Origin of the sequence: Kordia sp., assembly GCF_045105435.1 — a bacterium.
Lineage (GTDB): Bacteria > Bacteroidota > Bacteroidia > Flavobacteriales > Flavobacteriaceae > Kordia.
The window spans coordinates 1-22,757 of the sequence record NZ_JBGCDL010000376.1; the positions used below are offsets into that span (position 1 = coordinate 1).

Consider the following 22,757-nt stretch of genomic DNA (forward strand, 5'->3'; position numbering starts at 1 on the left):
CATACACAATGTGGTTTCCCGTAATCACAAATAATTTTATTTCGTTCGCTTCAACTTCGATAGATTTTGTAGTATATCAAAAACATCGTCTATCATTAAAACCATCACTCATACTTCGCTAAAAGTTCAGCGCTAGTTTTAAATTGACCGTTTTGGAGGTCTTTTTCTGATTGATCAATTCGTTTGTGTAATTCTTCTTGTGTCATTGGTGTTTTTTATTAGTTACAATAATTTTAGTGACAACATTTTCTTGAGATTCAATAACCAATTTACTCGAAAATAAGTCAAATTTGAAATTGTATGAATACGTGTTTTTAAGCTTTTTAGAGCTTCCGAATATTTTTTGAAAATCTTGAATAGATGACCCAATTTTTAAATCATGTTTAAGCGGAAATGAAGGTTTATTGGTTTCAAAATGATATATTTCGAAGCCATTTGTTCCAAGAGACCAAGTTGAATCTGTTTTGATAACGGAAGATTTCATTGCCGCAACTTTTTCACCTTTGTCCATATAAGAACAATTATAGTATTCTCTTTCGAATTTGCCTCTTAATACTGATTTTTTAATTGTATCAGGATTACATTTTGCTTCGAATGCTAATTCATTTAACAGTAGATTATTTCTAGGATCTTTAAGAAAGTCCTTAATTATGCTAGAATCGACTTCAATAGTAAAACCGATATCTTTATTTTGTTGTTTCTTTTCAGTAGTACAACTGATTGCAAATAGGAAAATCCAAATAAAATATGTTTTTGATATTCGTTTTTTCATAAGATTAGCTTTAAACTTTAGGTGTTTATTATTCGTTTTCAACCATCAACTTCAAAATCTCCGCCCGCACACGTTCATAAATCCATTCTTGCTCATCACTTGCCAATTCTTCCAAAAGATTGTCGTTATTTTCATTAAAATCAACCAAAGTATCTTTAAAGAATTCCGTTTCAATGTCAGTCATACGTTGTGTGTTGGTAACATCGAGTGCGCCGATTTTAGAAATGGCACTTTCCAATCGGTTGGTGGTAATATAATTTCGAAGTTCATCCAAAATAAACGATAAATCTTCCGATTTTGAAGTCAATTTCGGAATGTACGTCCATTTTTCTGCTTGGTGAAACTTCTTTTCTTCCTCAAATTCACTGTTTTTTAATTTTACAATGGGTCTGGAAGAAATGGTTCCGTTTTCGAGTTTGTTATATGGTTTTACAACAACACCTTCAATTAAGTTTTTAGTCAATTCAGGGAGTTTCAATTGTTTTGGAAGTGTAGAGTTGATTCGGGTATCAAAGTTGACAGCTTCGCTGAACTTTCCAATGAATAGCGGTTTTGCGTAAAAAATGCCGTGTTTGTCAAAATAGGAAACTGCGGTTTCATAATCCAAATAGGTTTTCGACGAACTGCCTTCCGTTTCTATGGCAATGTCAAATGCACAAAAATTAATCGTAGGCGAATAATACACGCCCGTTTGTATGGCATGTACAGTTGCATCAACCGTTACGTCTGAATGCGGATATTTTCCACCAAACAATTCGCCATACATGATAAATTTACTTCCCGAAATTTGTGTGCTTAGCGCTTCAAACAATCGGATAATATTGTTTTCTAGTTGATTTACTACGATTTGAAATCCGAAGAAATCATCTTCCCAAGCTAAATAGGCTTTTCGTTTGGCAAACTTCAACAGTCCATTTTCATACACAAAACTAAAATTAGCGCCATGCACTTTTTCGGTCACAACCCACGACAATTTCTCTAATTTAGAAAAATCGCTTTCATTTAAACCAAGCTTTTTTAAACTACTTGGCATTTTTTCATATCCTGAAAATTCGTTCATGTCTTTAGAATTTTTTTAAAAGTAAGGAAAAGCAGAAAGTTGTACTTACCATTTATATAGAAATCTTTTCGAGTTTAATTAAGAAGCTTTTGGAAACTATTTTTTTGATTATAATTGACTTTTATACCATTTATCTTCTCCTTGAAAACCATACTTTTTTGTGGCAACTTTCCAACCATTCTCATCCCTTTTTAATACAAACTGATCTTTGCTTTCAATTCCATATTCATATTGTATTTCAACAACGGCACGCTTGGCAGATTTCATAATGAACAGCACTTTTGTTTTAGAATAACTTAGGTATTCGTACTTTGTAGGCTTGCCGAATGAATTGCTTCCGCCATCAGTTGGTTTTAAGCTTGCTGGAGCTGTGATGACTTTTCTGCGTTGTGTAAATTCTGTCCATAATTCTTTTTCTCCTGGCTGTACTTGATGTGGTTCATCAGGATTTTTTAAAGCGCTACTGCGTTCAAATATTTCTTTTTCTAATGTGTGTATTTCTTGAAGTATCTCAATTAAAAAACATATAATTTCATCTGCAAAGTGTTGAAATTTTTCAGATGATTGACTTACATCAATAGTTAGTTTTTGTGGAGTTTTATCCATGTTTTTATCTTTCTTATTGTCTTAATTATTTCAATTACTTTGTAGAATTGTGTTTGCGTATTTGTTCTTTTTAAAAAGAAGGCAAAGAGTATCAATATTTAATGTGAGATTCTAAAAGAGAAATCTACAGCGTAGTGATTAAAGTGTTTTTGGATAACTAATAACAAACGCCGTTCCCAATTTTCCATCAGAAACTACACGAATATCTCCTTGGTGTTTTTCTAATATTTTCTTTACGATAGAAAGTCCCAAACCGGTACTTTCATACATGTCTTGTTCACTTAATGTCTGAAATACTTCAAAGATTTTTTGGTGATATTTTGGTTCAATACCAGGACCAGTATCTGCAAATGTAATTTCGTGAAATCTTGATTTTTCTTCGCTCGAAATCGTAATTTCGCAGACTTCTTTGTCATTGTATTTTACCGAATTGCTAATCAGATTGGCAACGACTTGCGATAATTGTATTTTATCTCCGTTAACCGTTGGTAACGTTCCTTTAGTAATGAATTTTACCTTTGTCGGATCTTGATAATTTCTTGCTTCGCCACGAATCATCTTATTCATATCGACAGCTTCCGGATTTATTTTCCCAATTTTTGAATAATGCAAAATACCATCAATCAAACTTTCAAGTCGCTTCACACGTCCTTGCATTTTGTCTAAATGATCATAAACATCGTCCGTTTCGCCCGCTTCCAAATCTTCCTTAATAAAAGAAGCCAAACTCGAAATACCACGTATGGGAGTTTTTAAATCGTGCGAAGTAATGTATGCAAATTGTTCTAATTCTTTATTCTTTAACTCGGTATTGTCTAAGTTTTTATTCAGTTCTTTTAGTCGTTCAAAACTATCCAATCCTGTTCTAACTACGAGAAATACAAACAACGATCCCATTAAGAAAATAACACCAGAAAGAAATGCTAGTAATTCGGTTTTTCCTAAAATAACCACCGTTGCTACTGCCAAATATCCCACTAAAAAAACAAACATTAATATGCGGAGTTTTTTCCAATTTCCTCTCAGTTCGCTATTGGGAAGTATATTAAATATTTTTTGGGTATAACTAGCACTCATCAACATAATAAAAGCTCCTAAAAGAATGAGCGCAGCTATAATATAATCGGAAAAGTACATATAAAATGGTTACAAGTAGTTTTAATAATCGGGTTTATTTTTGCATTAGTAATGCTATTTTTAGGAAATCTTTCTTAGTAAATATAGAACAAACTTAAAACATATACAATTTCATGTTTTAAACGTGATTGAAATTTCTTCAAAAAATAGGTGAAAAGCTCATTTAATCCGTAAGCTGCCAATCTACATAGACATTACTAAAACCTGTTGTGTATTTTGATAAAATTTCGTCAATTCGAGTGAATTTTACGATTGAAAATGAGTCAAATTTGTATCGCGAATAGAATATTTTTTACTAAACAGTTCTCGATACGATTTTTCGTACCTCAAAATCACTCGAAATGAGGCTTCGTTATACTTTTGAATTCAAAATGCACAATGGGTTACTAAAGTTTTTTTGTTGCAAATCGGTTTTTCACCTGTATAATAATTAGACCAATACGTGCCTTCTTCCTATTTTTCTTCCAAATAGCGACTTCCCGAAGTGGTACCAGCCAATACTTCTTCTTTTTGTTCGTATAACGATGTATCATGCTCAAAAAAGGCATGAACAATTATGGCTTCAGGTGTTTCATAATAATAAGGAAGTGTTTTTAACCATTCGCGAAAAGCTTCATATTCGTCACCAAATTGCACTTTTACAATCTCTTGCGAATAGTTCAAAATTCCGTTGAGGTGTTTACGTTCATGATTTCCCATCAACACAATTGCGTTCGTTCTGTTCTTAAAATAATGATAGAGTTCGAGCGATTTATTTCCGCGATCGACAATATCTCCCAACGAAACAACCAAATCATCATCAGTGACGCCAATTTGATTCATGAGTTCGATAAATTCATCGTAACAACCGTGAATATCACCAATTATATATGTTTTGCTCATTCTGAAGATTTGATTATGTATTTACCTTTTATATTATACTTTTTCATGCAATTTGTAATTTCTGAATTCGAATATTTTACAAACTTAAATTTAGATTTTTCATAAAATGATATTGCTTTCTCCTGATAATGAGCTTTATTTTCGTTATTGAAGAAATACCTATAAAAATTCCAACATGGCGCTTCATTTTTTCTGTAAACTAAATCAAACTGTATTTGTGTTACCATAGAAGCAGGGAAATCTGAAATTGTATTCAAAGCAAAATAAGAGAGTTCTCCAATGTTTAAATTTCCTTCTTTACAAACGTAATAAATATTGGTTGTTGTCGTATCGGTTAAATGCGTTAGCAAGTTAGGAATTATTGAATTTCCTTGTCCTATAATTTGCCAATATGCATCGGCAGTACAATCAAGTGTGTCAGTTTTCATATTAGCTAATGCTACAATCAAACTATCTTTTTTAGTTTCAGACCATTCTGAAATTATGTTTTTTTTCTTTTCATGTTGATGAGTGTCTTTAAGATTTTTACAACTCAAAAATGCTAAAAATATAAGTATTGATATGATGTGTGTTTTGCTCATTATGTTATTTAATATGAATGTCCAGGTTTGCTTATTCCATTTTCATTAGGAACATATAAGTGAAACTCATTGTCTTCATTAAAACATTCAGGTTCTAAGGTAATAGTAACATTCTTTCCTAAGTTATCAGTCAAAACTTCTTGAAGTTCAATCAAATTTTCTGCAAATTCCCAATCAGAACCTTCTTTTTGTTGATAATTTTTATAAGAATCAGTGACAATCAATAATTCTGGATCAAAATTGTAAGTTGCTGTTTTAGAAAGTATTGTTTGTATAAATTTTTCTGTGACAACTCCAGATTTTACTACATTGATAGATTTGTATATCGTTAAGGAATAACCAGCATGACTATTGTTAATTAGATTCTTTAAATCATCATTACTCTCTATAAAAAAGAAATGACCCTTTTGTGCTGAATTAATAATCCTTACAAGCGCTAAGACTTTTTCATTATTCTCTAATAAATCAAAAACATTATTTTCAAAAACTAATTGCTTAATTTTATAAATATTTTATATAAAAGTAGCATAAAAGTTGTGCTTCAACAACCGTTATTCGTCAAAAACAATGATAAACGGAAATTTGTCTCTTACTTTATTCCTGTTATTGTAGCGCAATTTATCATATTTTTTATCATACAAACGGATGCTTTCTTCGTTGCGAAGGGTTTTTAGCACAGTCAATAATTGTGCAATTGGTGTTATTACATCTTTGTAGGTAGCATTTTTACTAGGTTCTAAAATATAAGCGACTTTCTTTTTTGAATTCCACAGCAGAAACTTTTCTACAAGCTGCGATTCCGACATTTCTTGGTTGTCAATCGTAAACGATTCGTGATTGATCACAATAATTTTCGATACCATTGTTTTAGAATTTTTTTCTAAAAACTCGCGCGAATATTCTTGTAATGACGGCGGTGGCGGTGGCGGCGGAAGCATTGATATTTCATCTGTATTAGTTGGTTCGGTTTTCTTTTTCTCTGCTTCAACCTTGTCAAAAACAGCTTCCAATACAGATTTTGCATTTTTGTCACGTTGAAGTTTATAGCTGAAACCAGTTGTTTTTCTTCTCGGAATTCTTTGATGCGTCTCTGATTTACAAGAAAAATTAACAAGATAGGCAGCCATGCTACGAAGCTCATTCAACACAGGAGCTAATTTTGTGTAAGGCATGTCTTTGTCCGCAACCAATTCTGTAAAAAACAAAGGATTTAATCCAGAATTATTTTTAATTCCATCGTACAACAATTCAAAAACTTTTCCTCTCAGTGCGTTCAATTCTATTTTTTCGCCTTCAAGAGCAATCGCTCCGTTTGTATCAACAACAATAGTAATATAATCGTACGGATTCGAGTCAACTTGAACGGTTTCAAAAGTTGGTACTTCTATATTGCTTTGCGCGAATGTAAAATTGACAAGCAATAGCGTAAAAATGGTAAAATATAATTTCATAAAATATGCGGTACTAATGTTTAAGTGATTAAATATAAGAAACCTTTGTGAATTTGTGTGAATGAGAAGAAATTGTCAATCAAAAACAATAGTGTCGTATAAAAAATTGCCAATATATGCATGTGCTTTTGGGTTGATGTGTAAATCTTCATCCCAATATAATTTTTCAGTTCGGTTTTGTAGCGTAGGCGTTAAATTGTGATATTCAATTTGTTGTTTTTTAAGAAAATCGATCAAAGTTTCGGTCAACTCTGTATTGGTATTCATCGTTTCTGTGTCCAAATCAAATAGTGTTTGTATGTGCTTTTGAAACTCTGGTTTCACTTCCAATCGAGAAGGCAATAAAGTCACAATAAGCCTAATATTTTGCTCTTTACATAGTTCTATAATCTGTAGCAAGTATTTTTCTGCGATTTTCATAGCACGTTCTTTTTCACTAGGAAACGACTCAAAATATAACATTTGTTCTATGCCTTGAATGTACGGAAATGCTTGTTGTTCGGCTGATTGAAACTTTCTGCGGAAGCGCATTTTCCAACTTTTATAAATGTTAGAAACACTTGTGCGATCGTCTTCGAACTTTACAGTTTCTCGGAAATCATTTCCTGTAAATACATTAATTAAAAAAACGTCAGGTTCTAAGTAAGCAAACTTTTTTAAAAACCCATGATAATTGCGAAATGTATAATAACCAACGCCACCATTCATACAATTGTAATAGGTTGTGGAATCTGCTTTATTCAATTTTTCTTCCCAAATATTAACAAAAGATTGCGTGTTGTAGCGTAAAACTCCATCCGTATGAGAATCGCCCGTAACCAACACACGCATTTCGTTAGGTTTCTTTTCTGTAGCATCATCATCATCTCTAAAACCTAAATTATTCGTACGTCTTTCGGTAGATATTTTTTGTTGCGGCGTTCCCCAATTGTCATAGATATGAATATTAGGTTTGTGTAAAAACATCGTTGTAGCATCGGGAATGAAGTATTCTGATTGCTTTTTACTTGTAAATGCAAAAAATGTTTGGATGCGATTTACTTCCATAAAATACATGATAATTGCCAAGATCAATAACAATCCGCTTAACACAAGTAAATTGATTCCAACAAGCCGTACATATTTCATAAAAAAGTATTTCAAACAAAGGAACAAAAAAAATATAAAAAGCAAGCAAAAATGCTATTTGATACTTCAATATTTTCAGTACATTTAGCACGAAAATAGGAAAACTCACTTATGATTTTTGATTATTCAAAATGGAATGCACGCGTAACGACTGATACTGAAAATTATCAAAACGCTTCGCCGTATCCACATATTGTGGTCGATGATTTCTTGGAAACCGCTGCGGCGGAAAAGGGATTAGAGGTATTTCCGAAAATTAAAGACGCAGGTTGGATTCATTATATTCATGTGAATGAAAAAAAACATGGATTAAATAAATTAGAGTTAATTCCTGAGTTTATTCGTGATGGAATTATCAAAGAATTGAATTCCTCCGAATTTATTACCTACTTAGAACAACTTACAGGAATTCCAAATTTATTGCCAGATACTACGATTGAAGGCGGCGGAATTCATCAAAGTGAAAAAGGTGGTTTTTTAAATATTCATGCCGATTTTACGGTGCATCCACACAAAAAAACGTGGCGACGTCGTGTAAATGTCTTAGTATATTTAAACAAAAACTGGGAAACTTCGTATGGTGGTGCATTGGAACTTTGGGAAAAAGACATGTCGAAATGCGCCGCAAAAATTGATCCTATTTTTAATAGAATCGTCATTTTTAACACAGATCAGGATTCGTATCACGGTTTTCCAGATCCAATTACGTGTCCAGAAGACGTTACTCGAAAATCGATTGCCTTGTATTACTTCACGGAAGAAAAAACGGGTTCGTTTAAACGAAGAGCAACAAATTACCGCGCTCGCCCAAATGATGGTTTTAAAGCTATTTTTATTTGGTTAGATAAAAAAATGATCGCAGTTTATACATGGATTAAAGGTACATTCGGAATTAATGATGATTTTATTAGTAAAGTGCTGAATTTGTTTCGCAGGAAGAAGAAGTAATTTAGACATACTTAGCTTAGCTATTGAGAAAAAATAACTTGTTACTATTATTTAGGATTCTATTCCTGTATCCTAATCTATTACATTTAGTAGTGTGGCTAATTCTTTACCATAATCTATGAATGCAACGGTTTCATCTGTTCTAGCTAATTTGATTTTATCAAAAATGACCAATGCTTCACCATTACTTTCTAAGTGATAAATTTGATGACTTTCAAAAAAGCGAATGATTTCATCTGTGAAGAATGATCTAATTTCAGCTTCATTATTTCCTGAAATGAGAAATCTCTTTGAGAAATCTGGATACATTTCAAAATCAATATCTTTATAGCCTGTATATGCTCTTACGCGGTCAATTATTTTGTCAAACACACCTTCTTTCTCCATTGTAAAAACGGGTATTTTTTTTGGCAATTTTAAGACCATCAGTGTCGTGTTGAAAGTCTCCGCAGTAAAAGCTGCGCCTTCACTAAAGGTTACATCCGCAATTTCCCAAGGAATATCTAAATCTTTAAATGTTCCTTTAAGACAATTTGATTTGCGTTCGATAGGTCTAATTTCAAAGAAGTGAAATTTCTTTAGATATTTAGTATTCCAATCTACTTGACTCGCGTATTGATAATCTTTTTCATTGGCTAAATTTTGTAATCGCGTTTGCCTTGATGATAATTTGACTACTTGATTGTTTAAGGCAATTTTTAAAGCTCTATTGTAGGTTGAGGATGAAACATGGGAATCCAATCCTTTGATGATGACTTTACCGCCCGTAGTTTTTTGCATCTTTAGATAATCTACGATGTAATCCATATAGGTTATGCCTACCAATCTTGTTTCTGATAAATCAATATTAACATCTGCTCCAGAAGGAATTTGGGACACCATTTTATCAATTTTTAAAATACCTAGAAAGTTTGCAATTCCTTTGACCTTGATTTCGTAACTGCCGTCTGGTTTCATAATCAAATTTGAACCTGAATGATATACCATTTTAAAAAATTGAGGGATGGACACTTTCGCCAATAGCATATGACTAATCATTGCCAATAACAATCCGCCCATTAATCCAATTAATAAATTTGTATAAAGTGTTAAAATCATGGTGCCAATAAAAAATATTAATTGCTCGATTCCCTGATTATAAATTTGTTTAAAAACAGAAGGCGAAGCTAATTTGAATCCAGCATACACGAGTAAAATTGCAAAAGCACATAGCGGTACTTGTACCATTATTGGGCTTAAAACCACAATGAAAAGCAACAATAAAAGCCCTTGATACATATTGGACCACTTTGTCTTTGCACCATTATGAATATTGACTGTACTTCGAATAATCACAGCAATAATAGGTAAACCTCCAATCATACCAGCAACCATTGTGCTCAACCCAATACCTGTCAAATCCTTATTCAAATCTGTCTTTCGTTTATAAGGGTCAATTTTGTCAACAGCTTTTGCAATGGCTAATGATTCAATACTTGTTATAATTAAAGTAGATACTACGATCATCCAGAATTCTATGGTATTAATTTTACCAAAATTTGGAAACATTATTGAATCCATAATATTATCAGGAATATCCAATAGTAGTTTAGGTCCTACTTCGTACATTTTTCCAAAAAATGAAAGCGTATGTTGTTCAAAGAAGTTGAAAAAATAAACGAACGGAATGGAAAGTGCAATGACCCAAATAGGCGCAGGTAAAATATGAAAAAACTTATAACTGATTTTGGAATGGAATAATAATAAAAGTAAGCCTACTAATGCAATAATTACCACAAATGGGTTTGCCTCCGGTAATAATAGGACTGCATCAGTAAGGTTTTGTATAATGCTCGGACTATCTGAATGCGTACCTAAAGCTTTATGGATTTGTTTTGCAAAAATAATAATTCCGATGGCAGCCAATATACCATGAATCACGGAAGAATGAAATATATTTGCCAATCGCCCCAATTTCAATAATCCTAATACGACCTGAAATGCACCAGAGACAACCACTGCCGCTAATACATAATTAAATGCTTGCCCGGAACCATCATTCATCAATGTAATACCCAAAAGTATCACTGCAATAACTCCTTTGGCAGGACCATTGACTGATATATGACCACCTCGATAAAGAGTTGTTACAACACCACCAATAATTGCTGAAAGGATACCTGACATCGCAGGTGCTTCAGCTGCCAAAGCAATACCTAATGAAAGCGGCAAAGCAATGAGTGAAACACTCACCGCTGCAATTAAATCACTTTTCCAATTTTCAATTAAACCTTGAACCCCTTTTTTTGGTATAGCTTCCATTTATTTAACGATCTGTATTTATAAAATATTTAGATTTTGAATATAAAATATGTCAATAAATCATTTCACAATTCCTAAATCATGTGATATATGACCTAGTTTTACATTCCAGAAATTTGAATTTAAATCGATAATTTGTATTGTAACTAAATCTATTTACTACTATAAACTTAGTCGATTTTAAAACTACAATAATCTTATTCAAACTCAAAATCATCCTATGAATTTTTAATATTTTCATTGCCAGTTTAAGTTGTACGTATAAAAATTTCGGTAGTTTTCTTCTCAAGCAATAACGCGAGATCCAAACTCGAACCGATAAACAAGCTAAAATATTTAAAGCTTCTAGCTAAACTTCCAATGCAATTTATACACAAGCAACACAACCCATTGTGAGATAGCAACACTGAGCAATACACCAAAAATTTCGTAGGTTTCAATCAACAATAAAATCAAGCTAATATTTACAAAAAATGTGAAAAAACTAATGTAAATAATGGCGCGTTCTTGGTGGTTTTTCATCAATTCCATGATATTTAAGCTATAAAAATAACACGGCAAAGCAATAAATCCACCAACTATATAATATTCGTAGCTAAAGCCTAATTTCACTAAATATTCCATGATAAACCAAATGGTAAATCCACCTAAAATAGTAAGTGGTATTGAAACTGCGTAAAGCTTGTATTTTATTTTTTGAACTACTTTAGCTGGTAAGCGATAGATGTGTTTTGTGAACGGAATCGTAATATAGGCTGCCAATGCTTGCAACATTAAAAATGCGGTAATTAAAAGTTGGTATTCTGCTAATTGCGATTTTTCTAAGTGAAAATCTACAGTATAAATATCTATTTTAGAAGCCAACCAACCACTTAATCCGAGAATAAAAAAAGGCAATCCAACTTTAAATTCATGGAGTGATACTTTGGCAGAAAATGATTCTTTCCAAAACTTTAGTTGTACGCTCAGTGCGATTAATTTTATGAATGTTGCAATGACATAAATTTGTAAAAAACGTTCTAAATGAAACGTTTTAAAATAAAATATGCTTCCGAAAATAATTCCAAATCCAATAATTTCGGCAATCAATTGTGTGCCAAATTTTTGATGGTAAATCACCAAAGTACTCAGCGAATTGTATAAAAATTGCAGACAAATTAATACAATTGCCCACAATGCAATAGGTGCTGGAAAAAAGAAGAGAAAAATTGCAGAAAACGGGACTAACAAGCTTCTTGAGAGTAAATTACTGAAAAAAGCATCATACATTTTACTCGGGTTTTTGCTGTATGCGCGTAACAAATGATCGCGATTTCCCCAGCCAAAAATGAACGAGATAAAAAATACCCAAATCATCACATTAATCAAACTTGCCCATTCCGTTTTTCCGAATATTTTTACGCCAAAAACCACGATCAAAAAGTTGAACGCAGGATTGGCAAATCCTTGAATGGTGTTGATTCCTATGGTTAACAATCTACGCATGATACAAAGATAAATAAGCGTTGATAGTTTCGGTTTCCGTACTTAATACGACACGTTCTTTTTGTAAATTTTCTTCAGAAAGTAATTTTGAACATGCTTCAACTAAATCGGATGTACGTTCGCACACATGCCAATATTTGGCTGTTTTTGCCAATCCAACATTATATGAAACTAGCTGCATTCCCGAATACAAAGCTTCCAAAAACACAAAGCCAAACGATTCGTACATGCTTGTATGAAGTAAGATTTTTGATTCCGCCATTTTTTCCAACACAAGCGCTCGTGGTAAATGACCAAGTAACGTAATAGTGTTTTCTAATTGCAAATCTTTAATTTTTCTTTCGATTTGCGGTCTTATTTCGCCATCACCAAGAATTGCGACGTTGAGGTTTTTGTGCTTTTTCGATAAACAGGAAATGACATCGATAAAATCCTTATAATTCTTGACCATATTTATAGAGCCAACCGCTAAAATATCTATCGTATTTTTTTGCAGTGCAGGAAATTCAGAAACATCTAAATGCCAAGGAATAATTGTAGAATTTAAAGCATAATTGTTTTGCAATGCTTTTTGATGATTCTCGGAAAGTGTCACAATTTTCACTTTAGAACCTATTAAACAATTTCCATACGAATTTTTAATAGCCGCGTCTTGTCCCATCACAGTCACAATATGATTGACACTATATTTTTTTGCAAACTTTTCTCCGATAGACGCGCATTCGCCAATCCAAAAGCTATGAATCGTATCAATTTTTTGTGTTTTATGAATTTTTTTGAGTGCTTTTGTTGCCTTTCGCCAAGTTCGTAATTTTTTCAAACGTCTATTTTGTCCGTTTAGCGGAATCACTTCAATGCCGTGCCAATCGTATACTTTTTCTGTAAACGGAAACTGAAACGTAATCATGGTTAGTTTTGCATTTGGCAATGCTTTTCGCATGCTTTTTAGAAATACTTGCAACGCAGGAATTGTGATAGAATCATCCTCAGTTTCCGCAAAACCGGGTGTTAAGAATACGATATGTTGATTTGTTTTGCTCAAATTTTTACTAATAGATTCCTACCTGCGCAGGAATGACATTTGTTTTCAATTGCTATTTTTATCCCGTTATTTTTTATCATTTTGGATTCTTGTCTACAGAGGAATGATGTTTGATTTCTGCTGTCATTCCGCACTTGTTGCGGAATCTATTTCTATTGACCAATCTGAAGCTAAATCATTCCAATTTGGATTATTTTCTTCTATTAAATTAATTTTCCATTGTCGTTTCCACTTTTTCAATCTTTTTTCTCTTTTAATAGCTTCATCAATATGTTGAAAAATTTCAAAATACATAAGTTTAGTCAAGTTGTATTTTTTTGAAAAACCATCGATCAATTTATTTTTATGCTCAAACATTCTCCTTTCTAAATTATTAGAAACACCAATGTATAATGTTCCGTTCTTTTTGTTGGAAAGGATATAAACATAATATTGGTGAATTGTTTTATGCATAACTTTACTAATAGATTCCTGCCTGCGCAGGAATGACATTTAGTTTCGATTTTTGTTCTGTATATTACAGAATCTAGTTCGTTACTATTATTGTTTTGGATTCCTGCCTACACAGGAGTAATGTTTCATTTCTGCTATCATTCCGCACTTGTTTCGGAATTTATTTAGTTACTCTTAATTTCTTGTTTCCACTCCACATTTGTAAACACCAAATCTGTTTCCTTAATCAATTCGGGTTTGTTCGCTAAATCTTCAAAAGAAATCTGCGTGCCATCACTTTTATAAATGTATGTATACGCTTTTAAATCATTATATAAATTTGCTATTTCTTTTCGAATTCGTTTTTTAAATATTGAAAACCCAAACGTATTTTCCAATCGCATACAAAGCTTATTTAAAAATACAGATGGAATGTTTTTGTGATACAGATTCTCATTCAAAAAACTATAATGAAATGAAATATATAAAGTCGGATAGTTCACTTTTTCTAACGCTTTTCTAATGGTTGGTAAAATTCTAAATTCGGCACCTTCTACGTCCATTTTAATGAAATCTACTTTTTGAATGTTTTCGTCTTCTAAAAAATCGGCTAAAGAAATGGTCTTTAATTCCAACGAATTTTCTGTGTCGCGTTTGCGTTCTAAAATACTACTTGACGAAGCGCCATAGGTTTCACGTGCAGACAAACGAACGGTTTCTTGCGTGTCTGAAATTGCCGTTTTGTACGTTTTTATCTTATCAGCTACTGCCGGATTCAATTCCACATTCTTGTTCAACTCGCTAAAACACACAGGATCTGGATCGAGCGCATGCACTTCTTTGGCAGTTTTTGCTGCGTATAATGTTAACACACCACTCCACGAACCAACATCTAATACCACAGAATTTTCATTGACAAAATGATCAAAAATTGCAAACGTATGCGGTTCCCAATCAATGGAATTTATGTAGCTCCAATAGTGTTTATTTTGTCCAGGATCTACCTGAAATGTATGATTTTTAAGCTGAATTTGCATCTAAAATGTGTCTAAATCTGAATAAGTAAATATAAAGTCTTTTAAATCGATTTCTGGGTCAAAATCTAAATAACCGACCAACCAAGATTCTTTGGGTTGTGTAATTGTTTGTAACTGTTTTGCCATGGTAGCATCTTGATCGACTTGAAATAACAATTCCGTAATTCCCAAGAAAAAGGCTTTTCGTTTTAGCTTTTTTAGGGCTTTTTGTAACGCTTCCGCAGATGGCGCATAGAATTTTCCAACGTGAATTATAGCTTGAATTTTCAACCAAAATATACAACCGTCTATTTCTACACAGTAATGACTTTTGAAACTATTTTTATAATCGATAAATGCGTTGTCAAACTTCAATCGGTACTTTTCTGAATGTTCTGAAGTCAGGTTTTTTATAGCTTCTTGCGAAACTTTCTGCTTGAAGAAAGCGTCATATATATTTGTCCAACGGAATTTGTTGAGCACTTTTCCAATAGGAAGCGTGTTAATTTTTATATGAAAACGCTGTAAATTTTCGTGTTCTTTCCAACCTAATTTTTTCGTGCTGCGATAGGTATTTGCACTATGAAATGCATACACATATTTCATGTCGTGCGCTTTCATAATTTCGTATGCAAATTTTGCTAATGCATTGTGCAATCCTTTTCGCTGATGATTCGGTAACGTATACGAATCGCAGGCATGCGCAACATAAATTTCACGATCATTAAGCTGGAATTTTTGCGGAACGGCACCATAAAAAGCCACAGGAATGTCGTCGCAATATGCAATGCTACAAATATAATTGACGCCAACATAAGACGTATTGTATTTGTTTTGCAAGTACTTGAGCGAGACTTTCTTTTTAAAGACTTTCCAAAAAAGTTCTTTAATCGCAGGAAAATCGGAGTTATCTACGCGTTTGAGTTGGTATATTTCTTTATATGCGATCATTTTCTAAAAGTAAGAACCTTTTAATAAACAGGCTAGTTGTTGTTCCATGGAAATGTACGGATTCATGACAAATCGGTTTTTCCAAGCTTCGTTTTGTATATCTTTTTTAGTATTGTAATCTACCAATAACAATCTGTCATAACCGACTTCTGTGCAGTAATCAGCTAATTCTTGATTGTAATATCCGAATGGAAAAGCAAATTCAGTAATTGGTTGTTTACAAATGGTTTCTAGTTGTTTTTTACTATTTAAAATTTCTTCTTTTGCCGCTTCGAGCGGAATGTCTACTAAGCTCGCATGTGTTTCGCCATGTGCGCCAATGGTAAACAACGGGTTGTCTGCAATTTCTTTAATTTGTTCTGCATTCATGAGTTTCCAATAGTCTTCTAAATCTTCTGTAGGCATAGCTTTCCAATCGTCTTTAAAAACATCATAGATCATTTTTAGGACATCGTACGGCAATGCTTTGGCAACATTTTTCATGGAAACTCCATTCCAAATAAATTCTTTTTTATCGTTTTTATGATACAGATTTCGTTCTAAAACAACTTCTTTTTTGTCGGTGTGATAGGAAACTAAATCGAGAAAATCTGCCCACAAATACGGTGCTTTTTCATGCACAGTTGTAATATAAAAACACGCAGGAACCTTATATTTTTCTAAAATCGGAACAGCGTATTTGTAATTATTCAAATATCCATCATCAAACGTAAGTGCAATATTAAGTGTGTCTTTTTTGAATTTTTTCTGATAGAAATCATCCAAAGAAATCACATTATAATGTGTGGTAATATACTTGATGAATTCTTCAAAAAAGGCTTTCGAGATAAATCGGCTATTGTATTTAGTTTCGCCAACAGCATCGATTCCGTGATAAATTAAGATTCGTTCGCCATAGCGATCTTTCAGCAGCAGTTTGCCCAAACCAAGTTTGAATAACATGGTTTTGTAGAGCAATCCTAGCCGATATTTGATACGCATCCAAAGCATATTTTTCTAGTATTTTATTGCAATATAAAACTTCCTTTGTAAATACATTTAAGATTGGAAGTTGTTTCTTTTTTTTTGGAGTATATAGGAAACAACTACATACTGTGTTCTATATTTAAAATCGACATTTTAATTTATAATCAAATTTAGATGTAAATTAGACTTATTATACACATCTTGATTGATACAATGAAAACTATAATAGAAACAGAAAGACTATTGTTAAGGGAAATTACGCTCGATGATAGAGCGGAAATGTTTCAGCTAAATTCTAATCCAGACGTACAAAAGTATACCGGAGAACCGCTGGTGAAATCTGTAGAAGAAATGGTGCAAGCTATACAGGTAAGAACTGGTGATTACAAGAAATATGGATATGGAAGATGGGCAACTTTTCTAAAAGATAAAATGCAGTTTATTGGCTGGGCTGGTTTGGCATATTTGCCTGAATTTGATGAAATTGACCTTGGGTATCGATTTTTACCTAAATATTGGGGAATGGGTTTTGCAACAGAAGCATCTCAGGCAATTTTGATATACGGATTTAATACACTCAAATTAAAACGGATCATAGCAATTGCGATGAAAGAAAATAAAGCATCTATACGAGTGATGGAAAAAGTAGGAATGGAATTTGACAAATTTGCACCTTACGAACCGGATGGAGAAGATGTTGTTTGGTATTGGTGTGACAAAGAGTTGATAGCGAAAAATAAACGTTGATTAAAAAATATCATTAGGTGCACAAGTAAATAATAAATACGTAGTGTGAAAATCATTTTTCAGCTTGAATCTGATATAATTTCCATCCTTCCAAATGCGTTTCTACGACTTTCAATTGATAATTCTGTTCAATAAATTCCCAGTTTTGCATTGGTGTTTTACCTTTCCATTGCACTTCGTAGCGCGCAGGATCAAATAAAATTAAATCGTTCTTTTGAAAGCTTTTATACCGTTCTAAATACATATTTTTAAATTCAAAATCCAATCCGCGACCTTTCATTGCCAAATCTACATCAAAACTATACAAAGTCGCACCTTCATACGGCTGAATCATAGTCGCCAATTGTTTTTCAATAATCGTTCGCGTAAAGATAAGTTTAAATGTGATTGCGAAAAATGTAAGTTGCAATCCAATAGAAATCACAGCAATTGGAATTAAAAATCGTTTGATGAATTTTAGTTCTAACAGTTTTGTAAATGCAGGAAATAATAAGATTAAAATTAACGGAAATGCCAAGCCAATAATTCTTGGATTTTGAAATGGAATTCCTGCTAAAAATAGGATGTACAATCCGCTACAAATCAATAATATTTTTTGATGAAATACTAAAAGTGATTTGTAATTTTTAAGCGTTAGCAAACTTAAAACACTTCCAATAAAGATAAATCCAGGATGAAAAAATACATACAGTGTATAGATCAAATTCGGAACTAAATAACTTGTGGTACCATCTTGTGTTGTAAAACTTGATTTGAAATAATTTCCAAATGACCAAACTTGTAAAAAGTAATTTGAGGAAGCTTCAAATAATGCGCCCCATTGAAAAATGAGAAACGGAATTGCTGCAACCAAGCTTACTATAGTTGCAATGAATAATTGCATGATTTTTTTTCGTTCCCAAACTAAATACAATGCATATAAAATGATTGGAAAAGTGATGAAAAGTGAAGCATAACGCGTCATTAATGCACAAGTTGCAAAGATAAAAATAGGAGCAAGGCTTGTTTTTTTGTGATACGATGTAAAGAAAAAATAGAAAGCCAACACGACAAAAACCAACGTTAATGCATCTGACATTACAATGAGTCCCATTTTTAGTAAAAACGGACAGAAAACTGCAAAAATCAATACGTAAAAAAAATGATGTTTTGATTTTGGATATAAAAGTCGAATCGTTTTTAAAATATATACACAAGCAATTGAAAAACTAATACAACTAATCAATTGTAATGCAAGTGCGCTTCCAAAAATAAAACTAAGTAAACTTCCTAAAGTTGGGTATAAAACGGGCCAAAAATAATTCCCAGGATGCACGCCATCAGTTATATATTCTTGAATGGCATTTGTGTAACGCAAATATTCATACGAATCTTGTCCGTACAAACCATCGAAACCTACCATCCTCAAAACGATCATAAAAAGCAATGGAATGCAAAAAAGCGTCAAGTGCTGGTAGAAAAAAGTTGTTAATTTAGAAGGTTTCAATATAGTTTTGTTTTGCGTATCTAAATATAGTTGTTAAATTGGCGATCGTAAAAAAATACAATTATTTTTTGCGCAATTACGCTAAAACCATGATCAACTCCAAAAAAGTTATTATCGTTCTTCCTGCATACAATGCTTCGGAAACTTTGCAAAAAACCTACAACGAAATTCCATTCGATATTGTAGACGAAGTTGTATTGGTTGACGATCACAGTACAGATGAAACGCTACAAGTTGCCAAAGAATTAGGTATTAAACACTTGGTGAAACACGATCAAAATAAAGGCTATGGAGCAAATCAAAAGAGCTGTTATAAAAAGGCTTTATCGTTAGGAGGCGATATTGTTGTGATGTTGCACCCAGATTATCAATATACGCCAAAGTTGGTACATTCTATGGCGTATTTAATTGCAAATGATGTGTATCCTGTTGTGATGGGATCACGAATTTTAGGAAAAGGCGCATTGCGCGGCGGCATGCCAATGTATAAGTATATTGCGAATCGTTTTTTAACCTTGTTTCAAAATATTCTCATCAATCAGAAATTATCAGAATACCATACAGGATTCAGAGCATTTTCAAAAGAAGTGCTGAATTCACTTGCTTTAGAGCATAATTCAGACGATTTTATTTTCGACAATCAAATGTTGTGTCAAATTTTTAATAAAGGTTTTGAAATTGCCGAAATTACCTGTCCAACAACCTATTCTAGCGAAAGCTCATCCATCAATTTTCAACGAAGTGTAACTTATGGTTTAGGCGTATTGAAAGTATCTGTTCAATATTTCTTGCATAAAAAGAAAATAAAGTCATTTCAAATATTCAAATAGCGAAATAGTCATTATATTTATAAAAAAATTGCCCGTTTTGAAAAAGCATAAAATCTTATTGTACAATCCTATAGCTGTCTTTTTTGATATGCCACTTGCCTTGTTGGCGATAGGATCTGTATTAGATCCAGAGAAATACGAAGTTATTATTGTTGATGGTCGAATTGATAAAAAACCATTAGAAACCATTAATAAACATATAGATGATGCTTTGTGTTTTGGTACCACTGTGTTGACAGGAAGACCTATAAAAGATGCTTTGACTGTAACGCAAGCAGTAAAAAAGATGCGCCAAGATCTTCCTGTAATTTGGGGTGGATGGCACACTTCTTTATTCCCAAAACAAACCTTGAAAGACGAAATATGTATTGATGTAACGGCACAAGGACAAGGAGAAGATACGTTCAAGGAATTGGTAGAAGCGTATGCAACTACTGGAGATATTACTGACGTAAAAGGAATTTGTTACAGAAATGAGGAAGGCGAAATTATAAAAAATCCGCCGCGAGTGATTGTTGCGATGGATACTTTTGCAGATATCAATTATGAATTGATTGACGTTGAAAAATACTTTGAAAAGAAAGGAAGAAGACAACTCGATTATATTTCTTCAACTGGTTGTTATTTTAGATGTACTTTTTGTGCCGATCCTTTTGTATATAATAGAAAATGGACTGCTATTTCGCCAGAAATTATGGTGAATAAATTGGCAGCACTTCATGAAAAATATCAGTTTACTGACTTGAATCTTCAAGATGAAACCTATTTTACATATAGAGATCGTGTCATTGAGATTTCGGAACGTATGATTGAAAAAGGCTTGAACTTTACGTGGGCAGCTACGATGCGTGCCGATCAAGGTTCGCGAATGTCTGTGGAAGATTTTAAAATTTGTGCCAAATCAGGATTAAGACGTTTGTTAATCGGAGTAGAATCTGGTTCGCAAGAAATGATGAATTGGCTGAAAAAAGATATCAAAGTTGAACAAGTATATATGTGTGCCGAACGTTGTAAAGATTTAGGCATTGCTGTACAATTTCCGTTCATTGTTGGTTTCCCAGAAGAAACTGATAAAAGTATTGAAGAAACGGTGAAAGTTGCATTGGATTTGAACAGTATGCATCCAAATTTTCACACGCCAATATTCTATTTTAAACCGTATCCAGGAACTACCATTACTGAAAACGTAGTGAAAGAAGGTTACAAACTTCCCGAAACCGTGCATGAATGGTCTGATTTTGACTTTGTAGGTTCGTCAGGACCTTGGGTAAGTAAGGAAAAGTATGATTTCTTTGAAAAATTCAAGTTCTATCTCAAATTTGCATATTCAAATCAAAAGTGGATATACAAACCATTACAATTACTAGCAAGATGGCGTTGTAAGCACAAGTATTTTAATGTTCCGGTAGAGAAGAAAATTGTAGATAAATTCTTTAAAAAACAGCAGTTAGCATAGGATCGCTTCGCGTGTCTTTTAAATGCTTTTATATTTAAATAAAATTCAATACTTATAATTTAGCATTCCTTTGATACGTCATTACGAGAAAGAATGACGAAGTAATCAGTTACTTAAGAAACAGATTGCCACAAGTTTTTTTAAAACTTTCACAAAGACGTTTCATAGATAAAACGTCTCTTTGAGTGAATTTGCTTTGCAAATTTGTATTTCGACTGAACTTAACAGAACTATGGAGAAGTACTCTAAAATCAATAAGTTTCATCAATAAGAATCAAAAATCAAAGCTGTTCTCGATACAATTTTCTAATGAAAATTACTCGAACTGACGTTTGAAACACCTCAATTCTCAATACTAATATCTGAAGACTATTCTTTCAAAATAACTTTCAATTCTTTCGTAATCTGTTCCGAAGTTAATTCTGCACCCGATTCGTTAAAGTGGAAATCGTCGTAAAAAGATTCGGTTGTTTTTGGTAATTGTAAATCGATACACGGAATATTATTTTGAGCACAAATAGTTTTTAAGCGTTGATTAAACAATTCCATTCCACCATATAATGCTGTTGTGCTGTAAAAAGCTTCGTTGTTTTCAAAACCGCTAGTAAGCATCAATTCTTCGTATTCTGGTTCTAAATTTGGTTTCCACATCGTTGCTTGTGTCACAAAAACCAAGCGTACATTTTTTTCTTTTGCGAGTTGAATCATTGCTTTTACATTCTCTTCATAACGTGTCAAACCAGGCGTTAAATCGGGTAATTCTTCTATAATTTTAGATTCTTTTCTCAACGCTCTAATGTCTAAAACCGTTTTGGTTAAATGATCTTTATGATTGAAATAAAAGGAAATATTTTTCTTTGCTCTTGAAGCTAATTTATGTAATGTCAATTGCTTGTGCCATGGTAAATAATCATCTGGAATGTGTTGAAATGCAAACTTTTTTTGTCTCAATTCAGGCATGTTTAAATAACGATCCGAAGAAATTAAATACGCCACCAAATCGTTTACACCTTGCATTACCAATACTGTTTTTGTGTCTTTCAGTGCCGGTTTTTCAAGAATGTGCTTAAATTGCAATACGTGATGACTACTATTGTTTCCTGGTCTTCCAAAATTTCCAACCCAAAATTGATTCCCTAATTTTTTTTCGACCAACGCAGGCCAAGATTTTTCTTGTGTCAACGCAAAACATGCTGCGGTACTTCCACCAAAAACAATCATTTTATGTGTTGCATCTTCATGATTTGAAATAGAACGCGCGCCCAATTCATCAAAAGAAACCTGTGAATCTTGATGAATACCTGTAATTTCATCCGTGTTAATTTCCCAAACAAAACTAGAATTTGGCGTATTAGTATAATAATCTGTTGGGAAAATTTCCAATGCAGAAAGCACAATTTCAGCAATAATCAACAATACAAGTGTGACTATTCCTGAGAAGGCTAGTTTTTTAAGAAATCGTTTTGAGAAAAGCTTCATA

General features: G+C 32.8%; 22 protein-coding genes. 4 read left to right on the top strand and 18 right to left on the bottom strand.

What is annotated here, in order from left to right:
• Nucleotides 1-202: 202 nt before the first annotated feature.
• From AB8B65_RS19075 to AB8B65_RS19115, 9 genes are all read right to left on the bottom strand, one after another.
• Complete coding sequence (locus AB8B65_RS19075; RefSeq protein ID WP_405302877.1) at nucleotides 203-772, bottom strand: hypothetical protein; 570 nt, start codon at nucleotides 770-772, stop codon at nucleotides 203-205.
• A gap of 28 nt (nucleotides 773-800) precedes the next feature.
• Entirely contained in the window at nucleotides 801-1,832 is a 1,032-nt protein-coding gene (locus AB8B65_RS19080; RefSeq protein WP_405302878.1) for an RNA ligase family protein, read from the bottom strand.
• Between the two features lie 108 nt (nucleotides 1,833-1,940).
• The gene (locus tag AB8B65_RS19085; RefSeq protein WP_405302879.1) at nucleotides 1,941-2,438 is read right to left on the bottom strand and encodes a hypothetical protein; all 498 of its coding nucleotides are present in this window, start codon (nucleotides 2,436-2,438) and stop codon (nucleotides 1,941-1,943) included.
• A gap of 138 nt (nucleotides 2,439-2,576) precedes the next feature.
• Nucleotides 2,577-3,575 (bottom strand): ATP-binding protein, encoded by a 999-nt coding sequence (locus tag AB8B65_RS19090; protein ID WP_405302880.1) that lies wholly within the window; start codon nucleotides 3,573-3,575, stop codon nucleotides 2,577-2,579.
• Nucleotides 3,576-4,028: 453 nt separating this feature from the next.
• On the bottom strand, nucleotides 4,029-4,457 hold the full coding sequence (locus tag AB8B65_RS19095) for a metallophosphoesterase family protein (RefSeq protein WP_405302881.1): 429 nt from the start codon (nucleotides 4,455-4,457) through the stop codon (nucleotides 4,029-4,031).
• Nucleotides 4,454-5,038: a hypothetical protein gene (locus tag AB8B65_RS19100; RefSeq protein WP_405302882.1), complete on the bottom strand. Its 585-nt coding sequence runs from the start codon at nucleotides 5,036-5,038 to the stop codon at nucleotides 4,454-4,456. Before AB8B65_RS19100 ends, AB8B65_RS19095 begins: the two co-directional genes overlap by 4 nt.
• 8 nt (nucleotides 5,039-5,046) lie before the next feature.
• Entirely contained in the window at nucleotides 5,047-5,262 is a 216-nt protein-coding gene (locus tag AB8B65_RS19105) for a hypothetical protein (protein WP_405302883.1), read from the bottom strand.
• Between the two features lie 327 nt (nucleotides 5,263-5,589).
• Nucleotides 5,590-6,489 (bottom strand): ExbD/TolR family protein, encoded by a 900-nt coding sequence (locus AB8B65_RS19110; protein ID WP_405302884.1) that lies wholly within the window; start codon nucleotides 6,487-6,489, stop codon nucleotides 5,590-5,592.
• 75 nt (nucleotides 6,490-6,564) lie between these two features.
• Entirely contained in the window at nucleotides 6,565-7,617 is a 1,053-nt protein-coding gene (locus AB8B65_RS19115) for a hypothetical protein (protein ID WP_405302885.1), read from the bottom strand.
• A gap of 111 nt (nucleotides 7,618-7,728) precedes the next feature.
• On the opposite strand from AB8B65_RS19115, the gene AB8B65_RS19120 reads away from it, so the two are divergent.
• Nucleotides 7,729-8,565 (top strand): 2OG-Fe(II) oxygenase, encoded by an 837-nt coding sequence (locus AB8B65_RS19120; protein ID WP_405302886.1) that lies wholly within the window; start codon nucleotides 7,729-7,731, stop codon nucleotides 8,563-8,565.
• A gap of 72 nt (nucleotides 8,566-8,637) precedes the next feature.
• On the opposite strand, the gene AB8B65_RS19125 is transcribed toward AB8B65_RS19120, so the two are convergent.
• The 7 genes from AB8B65_RS19125 to AB8B65_RS19155 form a co-directional block, all read right to left on the bottom strand.
• The gene (locus AB8B65_RS19125) at nucleotides 8,638-10,866 is read right to left on the bottom strand and encodes a SulP family inorganic anion transporter (protein ID WP_405302887.1); all 2,229 of its coding nucleotides are present in this window, start codon (nucleotides 10,864-10,866) and stop codon (nucleotides 8,638-8,640) included.
• A gap of 345 nt (nucleotides 10,867-11,211) precedes the next feature.
• Nucleotides 11,212-12,351, bottom strand: a complete 1,140-nt coding sequence (locus AB8B65_RS19130) for a lipopolysaccharide biosynthesis protein (RefSeq protein ID WP_405302888.1) — start codon at nucleotides 12,349-12,351, stop codon at nucleotides 11,212-11,214.
• Nucleotides 12,344-13,393 carry a glycosyltransferase gene (locus AB8B65_RS19135; RefSeq protein ID WP_405302889.1) on the bottom strand — a complete coding sequence of 350 codons (1,050 nt, stop codon included), beginning with the start codon at nucleotides 13,391-13,393 and terminating at the stop codon, nucleotides 12,344-12,346. Before AB8B65_RS19135 ends, AB8B65_RS19130 begins: the two co-directional genes overlap by 8 nt.
• Nucleotides 13,394-13,516: 123 nt before the next feature.
• Nucleotides 13,517-13,846, bottom strand: coding sequence for a GIY-YIG nuclease family protein (locus tag AB8B65_RS19140; protein WP_405302890.1), 330 nt, complete (start codon nucleotides 13,844-13,846; stop codon nucleotides 13,517-13,519).
• 164 nt (nucleotides 13,847-14,010) lie between these two features.
• Entirely contained in the window at nucleotides 14,011-14,862 is an 852-nt protein-coding gene (locus AB8B65_RS19145; RefSeq protein ID WP_405302891.1) for an FkbM family methyltransferase, read from the bottom strand.
• Nucleotides 14,863-15,792: a GNAT family N-acetyltransferase gene (locus tag AB8B65_RS19150; RefSeq protein ID WP_405302892.1), complete on the bottom strand. Its 930-nt coding sequence runs from the start codon at nucleotides 15,790-15,792 to the stop codon at nucleotides 14,863-14,865.
• A 3-nt stretch (nucleotides 15,793-15,795) separates the two neighbouring features.
• Nucleotides 15,796-16,734: a polysaccharide deacetylase family protein gene (locus AB8B65_RS19155; protein WP_405302893.1), complete on the bottom strand. Its 939-nt coding sequence runs from the start codon at nucleotides 16,732-16,734 to the stop codon at nucleotides 15,796-15,798.
• Between the two features lie 237 nt (nucleotides 16,735-16,971).
• On the opposite strand from AB8B65_RS19155, the gene AB8B65_RS19160 reads away from it, so the two are divergent.
• Nucleotides 16,972-17,505: a GNAT family N-acetyltransferase gene (locus tag AB8B65_RS19160; RefSeq protein ID WP_405302894.1), complete on the top strand. Its 534-nt coding sequence runs from the start codon at nucleotides 16,972-16,974 to the stop codon at nucleotides 17,503-17,505.
• A gap of 52 nt (nucleotides 17,506-17,557) precedes the next feature.
• On the opposite strand, the gene AB8B65_RS19165 is transcribed toward AB8B65_RS19160, so the two are convergent.
• Entirely contained in the window at nucleotides 17,558-18,907 is a 1,350-nt protein-coding gene (locus AB8B65_RS19165; protein ID WP_405302895.1) for an ArnT family glycosyltransferase, read from the bottom strand.
• Nucleotides 18,908-19,080: 173 nt separating this feature from the next.
• Between AB8B65_RS19165 and AB8B65_RS19170 the strand changes: the two genes are divergently transcribed.
• Together AB8B65_RS19170 and AB8B65_RS19175 are read left to right on the top strand one after the other, a co-directional pair.
• Nucleotides 19,081-19,821: a glycosyltransferase family 2 protein gene (locus tag AB8B65_RS19170; protein WP_405302896.1), complete on the top strand. Its 741-nt coding sequence runs from the start codon at nucleotides 19,081-19,083 to the stop codon at nucleotides 19,819-19,821.
• A gap of 37 nt (nucleotides 19,822-19,858) precedes the next feature.
• Entirely contained in the window at nucleotides 19,859-21,277 is a 1,419-nt protein-coding gene (locus AB8B65_RS19175) for a B12-binding domain-containing radical SAM protein (protein ID WP_405302897.1), read from the top strand.
• Between the two features lie 369 nt (nucleotides 21,278-21,646).
• Here the strand turns inward: AB8B65_RS19175 and AB8B65_RS19180 are convergent.
• Nucleotides 21,647-22,757 (bottom strand): SGNH/GDSL hydrolase family protein (locus tag AB8B65_RS19180; protein ID WP_405302898.1); only part of this gene is annotated, 1,111 nt, incomplete at its 5' end.